At 40.3% G+C, this 18978-nt stretch carries 21 protein-coding genes and 1 riboswitch; all 21 genes read left to right on the forward strand.

What is annotated here, in order from left to right; translation table 11 throughout:
• Positions 1–2 precede the first annotated feature (2 nt).
• Positions 3–899 carry a flagellar hook-associated protein FlgL gene (gene flgL / locus QL984_RS01990; RefSeq protein WP_013464386.1) on the forward strand — a complete coding sequence of 299 codons (897 nt, stop codon included), beginning with the start codon at positions 3–5 and terminating at the stop codon, positions 897–899.
• A gap of 26 nt (positions 900–925) precedes the next feature.
• Positions 926–1951, forward strand: a complete 1026-nt coding sequence (locus tag QL984_RS01995) for a hypothetical protein (protein WP_013464387.1) — start codon at positions 926–928, stop codon at positions 1949–1951.
• A gap of 234 nt (positions 1952–2185) precedes the next feature.
• Positions 2186–3025, forward strand: coding sequence for a flagellin (locus tag QL984_RS02000; RefSeq protein WP_010391170.1), 840 nt, complete (start codon positions 2186–2188; stop codon positions 3023–3025).
• A gap of 123 nt (positions 3026–3148) precedes the next feature.
• Positions 3149–4447 carry a flagellar filament capping protein FliD gene (fliD, locus tag QL984_RS02005; RefSeq protein WP_290171948.1) on the forward strand — a complete coding sequence of 433 codons (1299 nt, stop codon included), beginning with the start codon at positions 3149–3151 and terminating at the stop codon, positions 4445–4447.
• A gap of 6 nt (positions 4448–4453) precedes the next feature.
• Entirely contained in the window at positions 4454–4840 is a 387-nt protein-coding gene (gene fliS / locus QL984_RS02010) for a flagellar export chaperone FliS (RefSeq protein WP_010391173.1), read from the forward strand.
• 243 nt (positions 4841–5083) lie between these two features.
• Complete coding sequence (locus tag QL984_RS02015; protein ID WP_235575561.1) at positions 5084–5401, forward strand: hypothetical protein; 318 nt, start codon at positions 5084–5086, stop codon at positions 5399–5401.
• Positions 5398–6687, forward strand: coding sequence for a flagellar hook-length control protein FliK (locus QL984_RS02020; protein WP_013464389.1), 1290 nt, complete (start codon positions 5398–5400; stop codon positions 6685–6687). Before QL984_RS02015 ends, QL984_RS02020 begins: the two co-directional genes overlap by 4 nt.
• A gap of 25 nt (positions 6688–6712) precedes the next feature.
• Positions 6713–7144 (forward strand): flagellar basal body-associated FliL family protein, encoded by a 432-nt coding sequence (locus QL984_RS02025; protein ID WP_013464390.1) that lies wholly within the window; start codon positions 6713–6715, stop codon positions 7142–7144.
• Positions 7145–7153: 9 nt separating this feature from the next.
• The gene (locus QL984_RS02030; RefSeq protein WP_049775586.1) at positions 7154–7876 is read left to right on the forward strand and encodes a FliA/WhiG family RNA polymerase sigma factor; all 723 of its coding nucleotides are present in this window, start codon (positions 7154–7156) and stop codon (positions 7874–7876) included.
• Between the two features lie 17 nt (positions 7877–7893).
• Complete coding sequence (gene motA, locus QL984_RS02035) at positions 7894–8757, forward strand: flagellar motor stator protein MotA (RefSeq protein ID WP_010391179.1); 864 nt, start codon at positions 7894–7896, stop codon at positions 8755–8757.
• Entirely contained in the window at positions 8757–9755 is a 999-nt protein-coding gene (locus QL984_RS02040; protein ID WP_049775587.1) for a flagellar motor protein MotB, read from the forward strand. Before motA ends, QL984_RS02040 begins: the two co-directional genes overlap by 1 nt.
• Positions 9748–10149: a PilZ domain-containing protein gene (locus QL984_RS02045; protein WP_013464393.1), complete on the forward strand. Its 402-nt coding sequence runs from the start codon at positions 9748–9750 to the stop codon at positions 10147–10149. The genes QL984_RS02040 and QL984_RS02045 overlap by 8 nt, the downstream gene beginning before the upstream one ends.
• Positions 10150–10182: 33 nt before the next feature.
• Positions 10183–11088: a FliM/FliN family flagellar motor switch protein gene (locus tag QL984_RS02050; RefSeq protein WP_013464394.1), complete on the forward strand. Its 906-nt coding sequence runs from the start codon at positions 10183–10185 to the stop codon at positions 11086–11088.
• A gap of 3 nt (positions 11089–11091) precedes the next feature.
• A complete protein-coding gene (locus QL984_RS02055; RefSeq protein ID WP_013464395.1) occupies positions 11092–11424 on the forward strand; it encodes a FliM/FliN family flagellar motor switch protein in 333 nt (110 codons plus the stop codon).
• Positions 11425–11428: 4 nt separating this feature from the next.
• Positions 11429–12181 (forward strand): flagellar type III secretion system pore protein FliP, encoded by a 753-nt coding sequence (gene fliP, locus QL984_RS02060; protein ID WP_013464396.1) that lies wholly within the window; start codon positions 11429–11431, stop codon positions 12179–12181.
• Positions 12178–12447, forward strand: a complete 270-nt coding sequence (locus QL984_RS02065) for a flagellar biosynthetic protein FliQ (RefSeq protein ID WP_013464397.1) — start codon at positions 12178–12180, stop codon at positions 12445–12447. The genes fliP and QL984_RS02065 overlap by 4 nt, the downstream gene beginning before the upstream one ends.
• Positions 12444–13223: a flagellar biosynthetic protein FliR gene (gene fliR, locus QL984_RS02070; RefSeq protein ID WP_013464398.1), complete on the forward strand. Its 780-nt coding sequence runs from the start codon at positions 12444–12446 to the stop codon at positions 13221–13223. The genes QL984_RS02065 and fliR overlap by 4 nt, the downstream gene beginning before the upstream one ends.
• 4 nt (positions 13224–13227) lie before the next feature.
• A complete protein-coding gene (gene flhB / locus QL984_RS02075; RefSeq protein WP_013464399.1) occupies positions 13228–14358 on the forward strand; it encodes a flagellar biosynthesis protein FlhB in 1131 nt (376 codons plus the stop codon).
• Between the two features lie 16 nt (positions 14359–14374).
• Positions 14375–16450, forward strand: coding sequence for a flagellar biosynthesis protein FlhA (gene flhA, locus QL984_RS02080; protein ID WP_138764138.1), 2076 nt, complete (start codon positions 14375–14377; stop codon positions 16448–16450).
• A 139-nt stretch (positions 16451–16589) separates the two neighbouring features.
• Positions 16590–16672: riboswitch (cyclic di-GMP riboswitch) on the forward strand.
• Positions 16673–16767: 95 nt separating this feature from the next.
• The gene (locus QL984_RS02085; protein ID WP_138764137.1) at positions 16768–17640 is read left to right on the forward strand and encodes an OmpA family protein; all 873 of its coding nucleotides are present in this window, start codon (positions 16768–16770) and stop codon (positions 17638–17640) included.
• A 20-nt stretch (positions 17641–17660) separates the two neighbouring features.
• Positions 17661–18974, forward strand: a complete 1314-nt coding sequence (locus tag QL984_RS02090) for a sigma-54 dependent transcriptional regulator (protein ID WP_016899412.1) — start codon at positions 17661–17663, stop codon at positions 18972–18974.
• The last annotated feature ends 4 nt before the right edge of the window (positions 18975–18978 follow it).

Raw genomic sequence — 18978 nt, forward strand, 5'->3', positions numbered from 1 at the left:
TTATGCGAGTTAGTAGTCATCAGTTTCATTTAAATTCAATCAAAAACATTCAAAGTAATACTGAAAACTTTAACGAAAAATCAATTCAGTTAGCAACCAATAAGCGTATTCTTAAGCCCTCAGATGATCCGCTTGGCACTGTAATGATCATGAACCTAGGTTCAGAAATAAAATCGTTAGAGCAATACAAAACCAATATGGATGCAGTTAACTTTTCATTAGGTCAACAAGAAGTACAGCTAACCGGTATTGTTAACCAAATATATTCACTGCAAAGTTTAATTACCACCGCAGCTGATGGTTCAATGGGCGAGGCAGAAATTAAAGCACTCGGCCAAGAAATGAGTGTGGCTTTTCCGGCAATTGTTGATTTACTAAATGCAACCGACAGCGATGGACAATATTATTTTTCGGGTAGTAAAACCGATGAAAAACCGTTTCAAATTGATGCGACGGGTAATTATGTTTATGCCGGTGACGATATTGTCAGAGAAGTCGCTGTATCTGACGACTCAAGTGTAAAAAACAATATCGTAGGTAATGATTTAGACCCCGGTGCAGGTTTTTTAAATGCCATGCAAGACTATCTTGTTGATGTAAATAATCCGCCAGCAGGTGGTGTTGGCAATCAATCACGGGTGATGATAGATAAATTAGCTGACTTTTTAGGTACTATTAGTAGCCAAGTGACCACCATAGGCTCTACTATGGCTTCGCTTGATTCGATTACTACCAGTAATCTAGATATCACCACATTTACGGTTAACTTGCAGGACGATTTGAGTGCTGTAGATTATCCAGAAGCGTTTATTTCGATGAATGAATCTATGGCGGCGTATGAATCATCGATGCAGGTTTACTCGACAGTAAGTAAACTTTCATTGTTTTCATACATTTAAAATTATAATACTTTCAGGAACTAACTATGCTGGTTAAAAGTAGCGAAAAAGCGCAAGCAATTGACTTGGTTAATACCAATAAATCGGATGCACTCGTTACATCAACAAAGGATTCTGCTAACAATTTGTGGAAAAACAAAATTGTTGCCAGAGAGGAGCAAGTTAAAGTACTGACTGGCTGGGCGCAGCGCGGGGCACTGAGTCAAGCGCTAGCAAAAGCCGAGCAAAGCGAAAGCACTATTCGTAATTTGTATATGGGACTTGAAAAATTAGCACAACAATTAAATACCCAAGCTGCTAATACTCAGCCACAACCTATGCAACAACAGCAAATTAAAGTGCAAATAGGGTCATTACAAAACATAGCAAATAAAAAAGGCTCAGGACTTGATACCCAGCTAAAAATAACAGATCCAAATCGCGCTATTAGCAAACAGCTTAATGCAAATATAGACCTGCTTAGCGCACGTCCACATGAAGAAAATATCCAGTTAGTGATGGGTCGTTCGGGCAAATCATTAAGCTTAAAGATACCAGCCTATCAAGATGAAAAAACCAATTTAACTGCCATTCAAAATGCGTTTGCACCACATCATATAAATGTTGAGCTTAATCGTGAAAACCGTCTGCTTTTTAGTGCGCAAAAAGATAATGCGGCTCCACTTTTAGAGCCTTGGGTGATGAGTGGTCAAGGTGTACGAGTTGCTGCAGGAAACCCGATTTCGTTGCAGCTCAATGATTTAGATAACCCTCTGAATGAACTTGCTAAAATAGCCGATAAAAATGCCACTATTGCTCAGCACCGTGAGCAAATTCAAACTGCGCAGCGCCATTTAAAAGCGAATTTAATAAAAATTCAGGCACAAAAACAACAATTACAAAGCCAACTAGAGCAGCTTGACTCTGCTAGTTCATTAGCTAACACTGATGAACTACTTGCTTTAAGTCTAGGGGTTAAACAGCACATGCAAAACCCAAGTGTAAATAGTGTGGCTGCGATTATGTCGCAAGCAAACATTACTCGTAATATGGTGCAATACTCACTCACCTAATTTTTTAATGCAGCAATTTAGTATTGCTGCATCGTTTTTTATTTCTGCTATTCCTCTTATCTGCTTTTAGCCAACGAAAATGCCTATTTTACTCGCTTTGAACACATAGCTTAAAAAAATATAAAAATAATTAGAAAAAAGTTTAGGTAATTAAAAATATGGTCGCTCTTAGTTATTAGAAGGTGATTTAGGTTCACTAATTACTTTAGCTATTCATTTAAAGAGGAAATAAACATGGCTTTATCAATTCAATCAAACATGGCTTCAATGTCAATCCAAAACCAACTTGGTCGTAGCAACAACGATTTATCTACAGCGCTTGAGCGTTTAGGTTCTGGTTTTAAAATTAACTCTGCAAAAGATGATGCGGCTGGTCTACAAATCGCTTCACGCTTAAATGCACAAGTACGTGGTCAAGACGCTGGTTTATACAACGGTAACAACGCTATGTCTATGATGCAAACTGCTGAAGGTGCGTTTGATGAAATGACTAACATTGCTTACCGCATGAAAGAACTTGCTACCCAAGGTTCAAGTGATACAAACGGTGCAAAAGAATGGGCTGCACAAAGTGCAGAATACACAGCACTAGCTACTGAGCTTACAAACATCATGGACAACACATCGTTTGGTGATGGAACTAAACTTTTAGCAGCTACTGGTAAGTTTGGTGCAGGTGCGGTTAACTTCCAAGTAGGTTCAAGTGCAGCAGAAACCCTTAATGTTGATATTTCTACTCAGTTAGGTGCTGTAACAACAGCCATTGGTTCTGCTGCTGCATTTACTGACGTTGCAACAGCACAAGCGCAGATTGCGTTTGTTGATACTTTAGTTGGCGAAATTGGTACTGCACGTTCAACGCTTGGTGCATCAATGAACCGTCTTGACCATACAATGACTAACGTATCTAACATGAAGCAAAACACTCAAGCTGCTGTAGGTACGTTAATGGACGCTGATTTTGCTGCTGAAACATCAAACATGACTAAGCAACAATTGCTAATGAACTCTGGTATCTCGGTACTGAGCACAGCTAATAGCACAACACAAATGATTGGTTCACTACTTCGTTAATAGTGATTAATCAATTAAGTATGCATAGCTACACCTAAGGTGTAGCTATTATTGTTTATAGTCATAAGTAAAAATATTTACTTTAGATTTTTTTGCTTATAACTAAAATGCTTGGAGATTAAAATGAGCTCTGCAATAGGAATCAATCCTGGGCAATTAGCCTCACAATATACACAAATTGAGCGTAGCGCTAAAGATCAGCAATTAAGTACTAAAAGTAGCCTTTTTAGCAATCAAATTAAGGCGTTTGATAGCCTGAAAAGTAATTTATCAAACTTTTTTGATGACTTACAAACCAATCTTAAAGATACCAGTAGCTTGTTTGCTAACACAGCTACGGTGAGCAATTCATCCGCATTAGCAGTAACAGCAAGCGGCACAGCAGCCAGCGGTGAGTACGATGTATTTGTCGAGCAATTAGCACAAGCACACCAAGTGGCATTGAGTTTTGATCCGGCTAAAGCTTTAACCACGGATGGTGAGTTGAGTATTGATTTGGCAGGCAGTGCGTTTAGTGTTGACTTTGCAAGCCTTGGCGCCGATGCATCATTAACTGATGTTGCTAATGCCATCAACTCACATGTTGATAATAGCGGTGTTAAAGCCTCTGTTGTGCGCTCTGGCACAGAAACCTTTTTAACTTTAACTAGTGCTGAGTCGGGTGCTGCTAATCAGGTGGGGGTGAGCTTTACTGAAGGTACGGATGCCAATGGCAGTGATATCACCAATGCTATAACAAACAAACAAGATTTAACCTTAGCGCAAGATACGATTGTCAAACTAGGGGCTAACTCAGCACTTACAATCACTTCAAGCAGTAATAAACTCGATACGGTTATTGATGGGGTAACGATTGATTTAACGCAGGCGCAGTCGCTGGGCGATCAGCCAATTCATATATCAATTAGCCAAGATCAAGACAGCTCTAAAGAAAACATTCAAAGTTTTGTGGATAAGTTTAATTCGCTCACCAATGGCATTACCAGTAACCAGTACTTAAAACGAGATAATATGGCTGCCGGCCTTGCTCGCTCTTTACGCAACGATTTTCAGGGTACGTTTGAAGGTAAAACCTTGTTCTCTGTGGGTATTGAGTTTGATCGTAGCGGTAACTTAAAAATAGATAATAAAAAACTTGAAGAAGCTATGGCTACTAATCCTGAGCAGTTAACCAGCATGCTGACAGGTGAAAACGGGTTGTTATCTAAGCTGGAAACCCGCGTTGAGCCTTTCACTAAAAGCTATGGTTTGATGACGGATAAAAAGCAGTCATTGCAAGCGAGCTTAAATATAGTCAATAGGCAACAAAAAGATCATGAAGTGTCTATGGAGCAAGTGTACCAACGCTACTTGTCGCAGTTTACACAAATGCAACAGACTATTGCACAATTAGAATCTACAATGGGTCAATTTGGGAGCTAAACATAGATGTTAGATTTAAATGATGGCTTTTCAGCCTATAAAAGTACATCAGTAGATGCAAAAGCGGCCAGTGCCGATATTCATAAATTAGTATTGATGTTATTTGATGGTTTTTCAGATGAGCTTGAAAAAGTCACAGGCCACATAAAACAAAAAAGATACGATAAAAAAGCCGAAAGCATCGAAAAACTAATGCGCATTTTAGGCGGGCTTGAGGCCTCATTAGATCTTGAAAAAGGCGGTGAAGTAGCGCAAAACATGCAAAACCTTTATCAGCATTGTGGGCAAGCATTATTGCAAGCCAGTATAAAAAATGACTTGAGCTATATTGACTCCACCCGTGTAGTGATGACCAACTTGCAAGAAGGGTGGCAAGGCTTAGGTACACAATAAACAAATCTAAACCAGCTACCAATAGCTGGTTTTTTCATTTTTAACACGGCTTTTTTATATCTCCCCCCACTGCCTAAATAATTATTCAATTCATTATTAATAACATATCACTTCCTTCCGATGTGGAAGTTCCGCTTCCGCTTTTTGGGTTTTTATTTTATTTTTTGTTATAAAACAGCGGCTTAAAGTTGGCTTGTTTATTGCTAAATGAAACATGAACTTATAATGAATTTAGTATTGCTAATGGAACACTCTCAAAAATACGCAGCGCAAAAAATGGAACAATTACTTAGCACCATGGAAGATGCTATCCATGAGAGTAATTGGTATGAGGTTAAATCAGCCGATAAGCAGCTGCTTGCATTTTATAATGAGCTGCAAAATATGCCTTGCTTTAGTTCAATGAAGGCTGAACAAAATAACTTAAAAGCACGTTACGTTGACTTAATCGACCTAGTGAGCCAAAAACAAGCGGCCATTAAAGTGCAAATGCAGCGCCACCAGGAAGATAAAGAAGGTTTAATTGCGTATAAAAAAGTACAACAAGGACAGTCATTATGAGTATCCAAGCAAATACTATGGCGACAAAGACTGACTTTGGCAGTGCCACTAATAAACCAACCATATTAAAAAGTAGTACGCCTGCAGATGCGCAAGAACAACAGAGCGAGCTTGAGCCGTTTACGCTTTCTTCAAAGCAACAGCAAACAAAACAGCAAAATGTGCAAGGTGAACAACCTCAAGAAAGTTCAGAACAACTAGTGCAAGAAGATGCCATTACAGAAACACAAGAAATAATAAATCCGTACTTTTTAAACACTGCAAATTATAATCTTGATAGCAGTAAAATAAACGCGCCTGTCACAAATTTACTCAACTCAAATAGTAACCTTGCTCTTGATAACGGCACTGCAGCAGTGGAAACACCACCAGCACAACTTGTTATTGATGAGCAGTTAAAGAGTAAGCCTTTAGAGACTCTGCATGAAGAAGGCATTATAACTCAAGAGTCAGCTAAAACTGCGTCTGTACAAAATATGACAGTGCATAGTGATGTTTTAACTGTGCCTGCTGCAGCTATAAATGTAACGCCAGCGAATACACCCGTTAATAAAGAATTAAATACACTCGATTTAGCCAAAGCACCACAAACATTGTATTCGCAAGCGCTTTTGAATCGATTAAATCAACCTTCGGTAGTGTTGAATACTTATGGACACGCGCAATCAAGTAGCCCAACCAATGAGCAACTAGCTGCACAACCGAGTATTGGGCTCAGTAAGCTCGAGCTTGCTGCACTGACACAAAACACGCAATCGAAACTTCTCAACGTTGAATCTCGTGAAGGCAGCAGTCAAAAATCAGCATTAGTGAATGCTTTTTCATCTGCCGCCACCGCGCCAGAAACATTTGAGTGGCAAAAAGAGAAATTAAAAGAGGCTCCCAGTGAATGGGGGCAGCGCTTATTGCATGTACTTGGCGACAAGGTAAAACTGCAAATAGGCCAACAACTACAACGCGCGCAAATTAGATTAGATCCTCCTAATTTAGGCAGTATTGAAATATCGATAAATATTGAAGGTGATAAAACCTCAGTTAGTTTAACTACGAGTAATGCGCAGGTTAGAGATGCCATAGCGCAAACTTTAGAGCAGTTACGTCAGTCTTTGTCGCAAAACTCAAATACCACAGTGGATGTTAATTTGAGTGATAAACAGCAGCAACCTCAACAGCAAAGCGACAATAGCGACATTGCAAATAATCATACCGAGATGCCTTCAATGGATGATGACAACAACACTCGCACGCCTAAATCGCCATTAGATTGGTTGGATTTATTAGTATAACTACCTTGGATTAAGAGAGATAAAAGTGAAAAAAATAATAATAGCCCTAACTGTAATTGCACTTATTGCGGCTGCCTTTTTTGCGGGACAGTTTTTTAACGACAGTGACTCATCAAAAGAAGGTCCGCAAGCAGATATAACAAAAGTCGAATACCACGAAATGGAGCGCTTTATTATAAGCGTATCAGAGGACTCAATTGCCCGTTATTTAGTGCTCGACTTGGTACTTGTGACTTCACCATCTGTATACAACACAGGCACAGAGGCGATGGAGCCGCTTGTAAGAAATGTACTGGTAAAACAGTTTGCCAATATGAGTCATAGCCAAGCAAAAGCCGCTTTTAAAGATATAGATGCGGTTCAAAAAAACTTACTCGAGCAGTTTAATTTAGTGTTAGCGAATACGGTATCTGTTCGATTGGATAACGTACTTATTACGAACGTCTTCATTCAATAGGCCATCGCCATGATGTTGCAAGAAGAGTGGGGCGAGTTAATAACAGAACCACCAGTCACCTTAACGCCACAAAAAGAGACGCAACTATTATCGCAGTACGCTTTTTTGGTGAATAGAGCGGCTGCGCACATGCGTACTCAAGTGGGTGTTATTGTCGATAATGATGATATTTATCAAATAGGCATTATTGCGCTGTTGTCGTCTATTCGTCGCTATGGTCGGGATTTAGATGAGAAGTTTGCTGCATTTGCGTTTAAGCGTATTCGTGGTGCTATGTTAGATGAGTTTAGGCGTGTCGATTGGCGCCCACGACAGTTAAGGCAGCAGTCTCATCAGCTTCGTGATATGAGCCGTTCACTGCAAAAAAAGCTCGGTCGTGATGCAACAGACACCGAAATGTGTGAGGCGTTAGGAATTAACCATAAAGAGCTTATTCAACTGCATTACAGTGAGCAAGCCGAAGCATTTGATAGCCTCGAAGCGCTTCTGGAAGCTAACCCTAATTTAGCGCTTACCTGTGCCCATACACACGAAAAAGAAGAGACAGCAGCCACGCTAAAAGTGGCCATGAGCAAACTGAATACCCGAGAAAAGCTGCTCTTACAATTATATTACATGCACGAAATGAATATGAAAGAAATAGCGTTAACGCTCGATTTAACCGAGGCACGTGTTTGCCAACTTCATAAACAAGCACTTGAAGCGCTTACACAAACGCTTCAAAAAATCTAATACCTAAGGAATAAAGAATGCAAAGAGTTATAGGGTTAATAGTAGTACTTGCAACAGTATTAGGTGGTTTTGCGTTTGCGGGCGGCAACATTGCCACTATGTGGCAGCCATACGAGTTTTTAATTATTTTTGGCGCAGGCTTAGGGGCGCTAATTGTGGGTAATTCAAAGTATGTACTGACAGAAATGCTATCGCAATTAAAGTATCAATTTATTAGTGGTAAAGGAACCGATACGTCTGAGCTGTACCATGACTTACTACTCGTTATTTACTCTTTATTAGACTTAGCCAGAGTGAAAGGCATTAAAGGATTAGATGAGCATGTTGAAAACCCAGAAACCAGTTCTATTTTTCTTGCCTACCCTAAAGTGTATGAGTTCCCACAGCTAGTTACTTTTATTTGCGATAACTTACGTTTATTTAGTATGGGAAAAATAAACTCTCATGACTTTGATGCCATGTTAGAGCAAGAGATTTATACCATTGAAGAGCAACGTCTTAAACCTTCTCATTCACTGGCCAATATAGCTGAAGCTATGCCAGGTTTTGGTATTTTAGCAGCGGTTGGCGGCATTATTATTACCATGCAGCATCTTGATGGGCCTTTAAGTGAAATTGGCTACCATGTAGCAGCGGCGTTGGTGGGTACTTTTATTGGTATTTTTGCTTGTTACTGTTTAATTGCACCACTTGCCTCAGCAATGGAGCAGTATGTAAAAAAACAAGTGGCAATGTTTGAATGTGTGCGTGCCATGTTAGTGGCGCATGCTAAAGGGCATGTGCCTATTGTGGCGACTGATTCAGGCCGAAAATTAATTAATGAAGAAATTAAACCGACCTTTACCACCATGGAAGAGTGGATCACTAACAAGGCGGCTTAATGATGGAAAACAAAAATCAAGAAATCGTCATCAAACGCTCTCGTAGAAGAGCAACCGAAAAGCCTCATGGTGGTGCTTGGAAGGTTGCCTTTGCCGATTTTACTTTGGCGATGATGGCGTTTTTTATGGTGATGTGGATCATGGCGATCACCAATGAATCTGAGCGTGAAGAAATAGCACACTATATGCGAACTCACTCAATTTTTGATGGTGGCCCCGCTATTTTTGATCCTCAAAACAGCCCATTCCCCGTTGATTTAGGGGGATCTCCTTCTGTAATTAAGCACTTAGAGTCGGGAATTACGCCTCCGGACTCTCCAAAACCTGGAATGAGTGAAGTATTACAAGTGCCCGATGGCACCGTTGAGCCTAAAGCTGGGCAAGGCGAGAAGTTAAATTCAGCCATTGATAGCCAATTTGAAGCTTCATCTGAGCTGAGCTTATTACTGGAAAGTATTGATGAACTCAGTAAAGAAGAGTTACTAAAAAATAACTTACTAGTTGAAGAAGTGCCCTTGGGGCTCAGAGTGATCATTAGAGACGACAAGCACCACCAAATGTTTGAACGCTCAAAGTCGCAAATGACTCCGTTTTTTGAAGATCTGTTTTTATACCTTGGCGGCTTAGTAAAAGACATTAATAACAAAATTATTATTTCTGGGCACAGCGACGCCAGCCTATTTATTGATGGTAGCTCTCGTAATTGGGATATTTCTGGCGATAGGGCGCAACAGGCCAGAAAAGTGATGACCATGGGCGGAATGCCATCAAGCCAAGTGTTGCAAGTAAATGCATTCTCCTCTAATCGACCACTGAACAAAGAAAACCAAAAAGCCAGTGAAAACAGACGGGTTGAACTACTTATTTTAACTAAAGATGCAGAGGGAAAATTTAATCAGTTGTTTGATGATAGCAATATTAATAACCCAGTAAAAAAATCTGCCAGTGCGGCAACTGCTAATAAACCTGTGCTACGCCTTGAAGAGAATTATGAGTAACCAATCAGAAACTAAACGAAGTTACAAAAGATGGAATTTAAACCTCAAAGATAATTACGAGCCAGAGTCAGTTCAGCTTGGCGGGGTGGGCGTACAGTTACTTCGCCGCTGCTTTATTGATATTCCACTTTGTCATGGCGTTGCAAAAGACATTAGCGTGGGTGGTGTGGGTTTATTAGTGCCTGCTGAAAAGGCTATTCCTGACAAATTTATTGTGGTTTTTGATAAAGCCAATCGATTGACTGGCAAGGTAACGTACCGCCGCGAAGTAAGTGACAAGTTAGTGTTTTTAGGGGTTGAGTGGATAAGTAAAAATGAGCGCCTACGCAGCGATATAGTTAACCATTTACAGTTACAAGCCCAATTAAAAAAAGCAAAAAAAACCAATGCATAGGCAACATAGAAATGAATCAGGAAATACAGTGATATGAGTAAAACGTTAAGCGCTAAAGCAAAGTTAATTAAAGCGAAAGATTCTGAGCATATTACTCCATTTGCACTAACGCTAGAGCAAAGAGCCTACGAACACGCGCAGCAAAAAGCAGCGCAAATAAACGTCAATATTCGTAAAGCATTGGAGTTAGAACTTGCCCAATTATTTAACGACAGCCGCTTTGATGTAGAAATTTCGCCTTGTTCGCATTCAACCATTAATAGTTGGTTTAAAGAATCGCCTAGAATATTTCTTGCCTGTCCTTTATTTGCACCCACTCAAGGCGAAGCTTTCTTAGCGCTTGATTTTCAAAGTGCTCATAAAACAGCTGATTTATGTTTAGGCGGGCAATTCAATAATTCAGATAATTCAAGCCACGATTACTCGCCTACCACGAATGAATTGAGTGCAACAGAGAGCCGTATTTGTGGCCGTTTATTACAACGCCAAGTGCAAGGTATTCAGGGCTTATTATTTAGAGAACGCTCTGCGCTATTAGGTGAAATACAAAAATCACATGCTTTACCAGAAGCATTACAATATTTGGCTTTTAAAGTGCGGTTTATATTAGAAAGCCAAGTAATAAGTTGGTTTTTATGGCTACCAATTAGCTTTTTTTGCGCAGCCGATAGCGAGCAAGACCCAGCAAGTAGCGACACACTCAATACCGATATGTGGGCACAGTTTGCAGTGCAAGGCCAAATTGAAATGGCGAAGAAAAAAGTCACATTAAAACAACTAAAAGCCTGTGTTGCTGGCGGTGTCTTACCGATTGAGCTTAATGAAGCGGCGCTATTTAATCTAGGGCATAAACAAATATTTAAAGGCCAAGTCGTTGAGCAAGAGGCTGGCTTAGCATTTCAAATCACACAATTATCAAACAATACAACGAGTAATTAAATTATGAACGAAAACCTTGATAGTGCCTTAGCGGGCTTAGAGCTGGATGCTTTTGATGGATTTGATGATAAATCTGCTAATAAAACGAACGAAGGCAGTATGTCATTTTTTCAAGACGTTCCTTTGTTAGTGACTCTTGAAGTTGCAAGTACTGAAATTACCTTAGGCGAGCTTAGCCAAGCCAAAGAAGGCGACGTGCTTAAACTAGATAAAGTAGCCGGCGAAGCGCTTGATGTAAAAGTGAATGGGGTGTTTTTTGCTAAAGCAGAAGTCGTGATGGTTGAAGGGCAGTATGGTTTGAAATTTGCTCAAACAGATACCGCAAAGGATCAGTAAAAAAATGAATAAACGCGTAATTTTTAAAGTTAGCCTACTGTTGATCATGTTGTTTATACCAAGCTGGCTAAATGCAGAAGAACTTACGCTGTTTTCGCTAAAAGATACGGCCGACGGACAAGACTATAGCGTTAAACTGCAAATACTTTTGTTAATGACGGTATTGAGCTTATTACCTGCGCTATTAATGGTTTTAACGTCTTTTACGAGGATTATCATTGTATTGGCGATTTTACGCCAAGCAATGGGGTTACAACAAAGCCCGCCGAATAAAATTTTAATTGGCATCTCACTGATGCTCACCATGTTGATTATGCGACCGGTTTGGCAAGATATTTATCAAAACGCGTATACGCCTTTTCAGCAGCAAACCATAGGATTAGAAGACGCTTTACTCACCGCTGAAAAGCCTTTACGTGCTTTTATGCTCAGACAAACCCGTGAAAGTGAGTTGCGCCAAGTGCTACTAATTGCCAATGAGCCAACGACACTCACCGCCGAAGAAATTCCGTTTGAAGTGTTAATGCCTGCGTTTGTATTAAGTGAGCTTACTACCGCTTTTCAAATTGGCTTTATGTTGTTTATTCCTTTTTTAATTATTGACTTAGTGGTCAGTAGTGTATTGATGTCTATGGGTATGATGATGCTATCGCCGCTGATCATTAGTTTACCGTTTAAGCTCATGGTGTTTGTACTTGCCGATGGCTGGTCAATGATAGCGGGTACACTGGCGGCTACATTTGGAATGTCACCATGACCCCAGAAATGTCGGTAGAGCTTATTTCAAGCGCAGTTTACACCATCATCAAGCTCATTTTAGTGCTTATTGTACCCGGATTATTGTTGGGTATTGTGGTCGCCATTATTCAAGGTGCTACTTCTATCCAAGAGCAAACTCTGACGTTTTTACCCCGTATGTTATTAACCTTGTTAATGGTGGTATTTGCAGGCCATTGGATGCTACAAATTTTGATTGATTGGTTTGATAAGCTCAAATTTATGTTACCTGGGGTATTTGGTTGAGCTCATTACTCTCTTTAACGTCTACTGATTTAGTCAGCTGGATGGGCACGCTTTGGTGGCCATTTGTGCGTTTTTCTGCACTTTTATGGTCTATGCCGGTATTTGATAATCCGGCGGTAACGCCGCGCTCTCGTATTTTAGTGTCTATGATGTTGGCTTTTTTAGTCGCCCCGCAGTTACCGCTAGCCCCTGCTATCGACTTGTTTTCTTTAGATGCCGCCATTTTAACCTTCGAACAAATCATTTTTGGGGTGATGATGGGGCTATCACTGCGCATCTTGTTTGAAGTGATGGCGATGATAGGGCTGATTTTATCCATGCAAATGGGTTTGTCGATGGCGCTTGTTATGGACCCAGGCAGTGGTAATCAAGTTGCCTTGTTAGGGCAATTATTTTGGATTATGTGTGCCTTATTATTTTTTGCTGTTGATGGCCACCTGATAACTCTACAAGTTATGGTGGAGAGTTTTCATAGTTTTCCGATTGGGCGCAGTATTTATGAGTTTGATATTCAATCGATCATTATGCTATTTGCGTGGATGTTCTCCTCTGCTTTACTGCTTTCGCTACCAGGAATAGTCGCCATGTTATTGGTTAACTTAACCTTTGGTGTGGCAAGTAGAGCAGCGCCGTCATTGAATATTTTTGTATTGGGTTTTCCTATGTCGCTGTTGATGGGCTTTTTCTGTGTATTTATGACCTTAGAGTACACTGGAAGTGCGTTTTCAAGGCTAACGTATTATGTGCTAACAACCTTTGCACAGGCGATGAGGTAGCGATATGTCTGAAAATAGCTCGCAAGAAAAAACAGAACAACCCACAGAAAAACGGCTAAAAAAAGCCAAAGAAGACGGCCAAGTTGCGCGCTCAAAAGAGCTTAACACCGCTATTTTATTAATGGTTAGTATTGCTGGGCTATTGTGGTTTGCCAATTTATTTTACAGCTTATTTGTTAACTTAATGAACAGTACCATGGTGCTGGATCACACAATTATAAATAACAAAAAAATGATGCCCATCGCATTGAGTGACGCCATTATGAATATGCTGTCGACCCTTACGCCGTTTTTATTATTAAGCTTTTGCGCAATGTGGATCACTGGGTGTTTACCGGGTGGGTTTGTGTTTTCAAAAAAACTGGTCGCACTAAAAATGAGCAAGCTCAACCCATTAACCGGGTTAGGCAAAATGTTTGGTAAACAGTCGTTAGTTGAGCTGCTTAAATCGATATTAAAAATAACCTTACTGGCGATTTGCTTATATACCTTTTTAACCAAGCTGTGGATGCAGCTGATGATGTTACAAAACTTAGATATCAAAGTGGCGATAGGCCAAGGTATTGAGCTGTTATTTTTATCATTAATGATCACGGTAACTTTGCTGCTTTTTATTGCGGTTATTGATGTGCCTTTTCAGCAAAAACAGATTGCTGATAAAATAAAAATGACCCACCAAGAAGTAAAAGAAGAGCGTAAATCTTCAGACGGTAGCCCTGAGATAAAAAATAAAATTCGGCAAATACAATATCAGCAATCAAACCGAAAAATTGAAGAGCGTGTTCCCACTGCCGATGTCATTGTCACCAATCCAACTCATTATGCTGTGGCAATAAAGTACAGTGAAGAGGCAGCTAAAGCCCCTTATGTTGTCGCCAAAGGCGTGGATGAAATGGCGCTGAGAATACGCGAAGTGGCCCGTATGAATAACAAAGAAATTATAGAAATCCCTGCATTAGCACGGGCTATTTATTTTTCGACCCGGGTCGACCAAGAAGTGCCTAACGGCTTATACAGTGCGGTTGCCTATGTACTGACCTACGTATTGCAACTAAAAGCATACAAGCAAGGGCGTGGGCAAGCACCCGCAGCCTTACCTGAATTAACAATCCCTAAAAACTTACAGAAACCTTAGATGTTGGAGTTATAATTTGAACTGGCGCAGTTTTACTCAACCTTACACCGCTATTCCTATTTTGCTGTTAGCTGTTTTGTCGATGGTTATTTTGCCATTACCAGGATGGCTATTAGATGCATTATTCACTTTTAACATTGTATTGTCGGTGATTGTATTGTTAGTGGCGGTATCTACTAAAAAGCCGCTCGATTTTTCTGTATTTCCGACTATTTTGTTAGTCGCCACCTTGATGCGTTTAACACTAAACATTGCCTCAACACGGGTAGTATTACTGCATGGCCATGAAGGCTCCGATGTGGCAGGTCGCGTTATTCAAGCGTTTGGTGAAGTGGTTATAGGTGGTAACTACGTCGTTGGTATTGTGGTGTTTGTCATTTTAATGGTGATTAACTTTGTGGTTATTACCAAAGGTGGCGAGCGTATTTCTGAGGTGGCAGCTCGCTTTACCTTAGATGCTATGCCTGGTAAGCAAATGGCAATTGATGCGGATTTAAATGCCGGATTAATTGGACCTGAGCAAGCAAAAGAGCGACGTAGCACCATAGCCCAAGAGGCCGATTTTTATGGCTCTATGGATGGTGCCTCAAAGTTTGTGCGCGGTGATGCCATTGCCGGTTTAATTATTTTAGTGATTAACCTACTCGGTGGTGTATCAATAGGTGCTTTTCAACATGGTTTAAGTTTAGCCGAAGCGTTTCAACGTTTTGCCCTATTAACTATAGGTGATGGCTTAGTTGCACAAATCCCCTCGTTGCTGTTAGCCGTTGCTGCTGCAATTATTGTTACGCGAATGAACGATGAAGGTGATGTGAGTGAAGCGGTCGGTAAGCAGTTACTTGCCTCTCCGCGTGTTATTTTTACCGCCGCTTTAATCATGGTCACGCTTGGTATTGTGCCTGGGATGCCAACTGTCGCCTTTTTAGCATTTGCTGCGCCATTGTTTTATGTTGCTTGGCGATTGCAGCGCTCTCTCCCCGATAACTCTTTAATTGAAGCAGAGCAGATGACCGACACCATTTTAAGTGAGCAACAAGCTCACTTAGAGTGGGGAGATATTTCTCATGTTGATAAGTTGTCGGTTGAGCTTGGCTTTCGTTTGGTTTACTTGGCCGATAAAGACAAAGGGGAAGAGCTGGTAAAAACCTTGCGAGGTGTGCGTAAAAATCTCTCTGAACAACTTGGGTTTTTATTACCGGAGATCAGAATAAAAGATAACCTAAAATTAAATCCACAAGAGTACAAAGTAAACTTAGCCGGTGTCCCCGTTGCCAGTGCCAATGTGAATGCCAAAGAGTTACTGGCGTTAAATACCGGGGATGTATATGGCTCGCTAGATGGTGAAATAACCACCGACCCTGCTTATGGGCTTGAAGCTGTATGGATAAAAGATGACAGCAAAACCCAAGCGTTGAATATGGGCTACTCAGTGGTAGATTTAGGCACCATTATTGCCACACACACTGGTAAGGTGATCAAAGAGCATTTAGATGAGCTATTTAGTTATGAGGATGTACAAAAACTCAATGAGCGTTTAAAAGAGATTTCACCTAGCTTAGCGGAAACCTTCGAAAAAGCCTTACCCACTAACTTGCAGCTTAAAGTCATTCGTTTATTGCTTAAAGAGCACATTAGCATTAAAGATATTGTCACCATTGCAGGCACTTTAATAGACAGTGTTGAGGTAACTAAAGATCCTATTCTACTGGTTTCAGATGTGCGCTGTGCTTTGCAAAAAGTATTAGTAAAACAGGTAATGGGTAATCGTGATGAACTCAGTGCTTATAGCTTAGATGAAAAACTAGAAAGTACCTTACAAAGCTCACTCGACCAAGCGATGCAAGCAGGCAAAGTTGTACTGGATAGTTTTGCGGTTGACCCTAATTTACTAGGCCAATTTCAACGCACTATGCCACTGATTGTCGAAGATATGAAATCAAGAGGGGTAACACCTACATTAATTGTGGTGCCACAGTTACGACCCTTGCTGGCACGTTACGCCAAAACCTTTACTAAAGGCAGCTTAGTAGTTCTTTCTTATAATGAAATTCCAGATACCATTCGTGTTGATATACTCGGATCGTTGGGATAATTAGTTAGATTTCATCTATAAAATGAACTTAGCATGAATTTTGTAAGTAATATTTGCAATTAATTCTATTTAACTATAGTCTATTGTTTTTATTATACATAGTTACTAGTTTTTATGTTGGTAAAAAACAATGCATAAGTAAATTAAATGGCAAACTATGCGAAAGCATAGGACGCAAAGCTTCCAGTCTAAGGCAATCGCTACGATCGTGGGGTTACATTAACTTAGTGATATTAATTAATACCTTGTTTGTATTTGTTGTATTTCGCTATTCATTTAAAAAACTTAATTGTTCTCTAAACTTATACGGAATACTCATGAACGGATTTCCTAACATTATTAAATTTGCACTTCCTTGTGCATTATTTTTGACGCAATCAGGGCAGGCTGCAGAACAAAATCTGGTCCAAAGTTATGAAAACTCGACTTGGACTGTTAAGGGCGATTCTTTCGCTTGTTCGCTACAACAGCGCTTTGAAAATTATGCGTTGCTTGAAGTTAAAACCGTGCCAGCACAGCAGCAACAACTTGTGTTTACTTGGCTTTTAAAAGATAAGCCAATAACCCGCTTGCACGTTTCATCACGCAAAGCCGATTGGCAATCAGCAAATACAGTACTCACCCCACTTAACTTCACATCAACAGATATCGAAGACAATAAAGTGCAATTTTCAGCGGATGTAAGTGCTTTACTTCGTTTAATTAAGCAAGGTGGTTGGTTAGACACTCTAGTCAGCTTTAAAGATGAGCAGTTGCGCCTAACGTTTACCAATACCCATAGCGATGAAATAGTTGCAGATTATCAACAATGTTTAAATAACCTTTCTCCGCTTTCTTGGGAGCAAGCACGTGATCATCAGTTACAGTTTGCCAGCGGGCAGCGCACGGTAACAGCTGAAAAAGACTTAAAATTTCTAAAGGATTTAGTGCATTATATTTCTTTAGACAATCGCGTTAGTAAAGTACTTGTGGATGGCCACACCGATAATACAGGCTCGCCGCTATCTAATCGGCTGCTTTCAAAAGAAAGAGCGGATGACGTAGCTTCAAGACTCATTGAATTTGGTTTACCCAAAGACATGTTAGAAGTGAGAGCGCATGGTCAACGCTACCCCATTATTAAAAATTCAAAGCAGGGCGCATCGTCTAATCGCCGTGTTTTAGTTCGTCTTTTCAGACACTCAAGTTAATTGCATCGTAAGGGAATTATATGAGTCAAAGATACCTCTTATGGATCAGTGAACAACAGCCAACGCCTGAAATTCAGCAAGTTGTATTTGCCGAAAATTTTAAGTTTTTGCATACAAACTCCATCAGCGATGCGGTTAGTCACTGTCTTATTAGTAAACCGGAACTCGTGTTTGTTGATGCTGATACTCAACAACTCGAGCTGGTTGAATTAGTAAAATTACTGCGCAAAACATGCCCAACCTCACAAATTGTTACTTTAGTGGATTCATCGCAAAGTGAAATTGCTTCAAAAACAATTAATACCGGTGGCGCTGTTGATTATCTCTTAAAACCTTTCTTTGCTGAACAGCTTAAAAAAACAATCAGAAACACTGATTCAATGAAGCATGGGTTTGAAGATTTAATCGCTGTTTCTACTAAATCACAGCAAGTATTACGTTTAGCCAACCGCGCTGCACATACCTCAGCAGGCGTGTTAATCACCGGCGAGTCTGGAACAGGTAAAGAGAAGCTCGCGCACTTTATTCATAAAGCTTCAGATCGCAAAGATAAGCCATTTATTGCAGTTAACTGTGCTGCTATCCCAGAAAATATGCTCGAAGCTATGTTATTTGGATTTAATAAAGGTGCGTTTACCGGCGCTGTAAATACCCAGCCAGGCAAATTTGAATTAGCCAATGGCGGTACTATTTTACTCGATGAAATTACTGAACTACCGCTCGATTTACAAGCTAAGTTACTGCGCGTATTGCAAGAGCGCGAAGTTGAAAGACTGGGTAGTCATCAAAAAATCAATTTAGATATACGCATTATTGCCGCCTCCAACCGCGTACTGCGTGAACAGGTTGAGCAAGGCGCTTTTCGTGAAGACTTATTTTATCGTTTAGATGTATTACCACTTAGTTGGCCTGCACTTCGGGATCGTGTTGATGACATCATCCCATTGGCACGTCACTTTATAAAAAAATACGGCAGCTCTGAATTTCACATTAGTAAACAAGCAGAAGATGTGATGCTTTGTTACAACTGGCCAGGGAATGTGCGTGAAATTGAAAACGTAATCCAACGCGCCTTAGTGATGGCAAGAGGGGCAGAGATTCAGGTTGAAGACTTAAATTTACCGCAATGCTCACCGGCGGCGGCAGCTTATTGTGCCACCCAGTTAAAAGAAAATAAAAAGCAGGCAGAATTTGATTACATATACAGTTTGTTGAGTCGATTTAAAGGGCATCGCACCCAAACAGCACAGGCGCTTGGGGTAACTACCCGAGCATTAAGATACAAAATTGCCGCAATGCGTGAATGCGGTATTGATATTGATGCAATTGCATAATTTG

It is taken from the genome of Pseudoalteromonas sp. APC 3495, from assembly GCF_030407645.1.
GTDB classification, from domain to species: Bacteria; Pseudomonadota; Gammaproteobacteria; order Enterobacterales; family Alteromonadaceae; genus Pseudoalteromonas; species Pseudoalteromonas tetraodonis.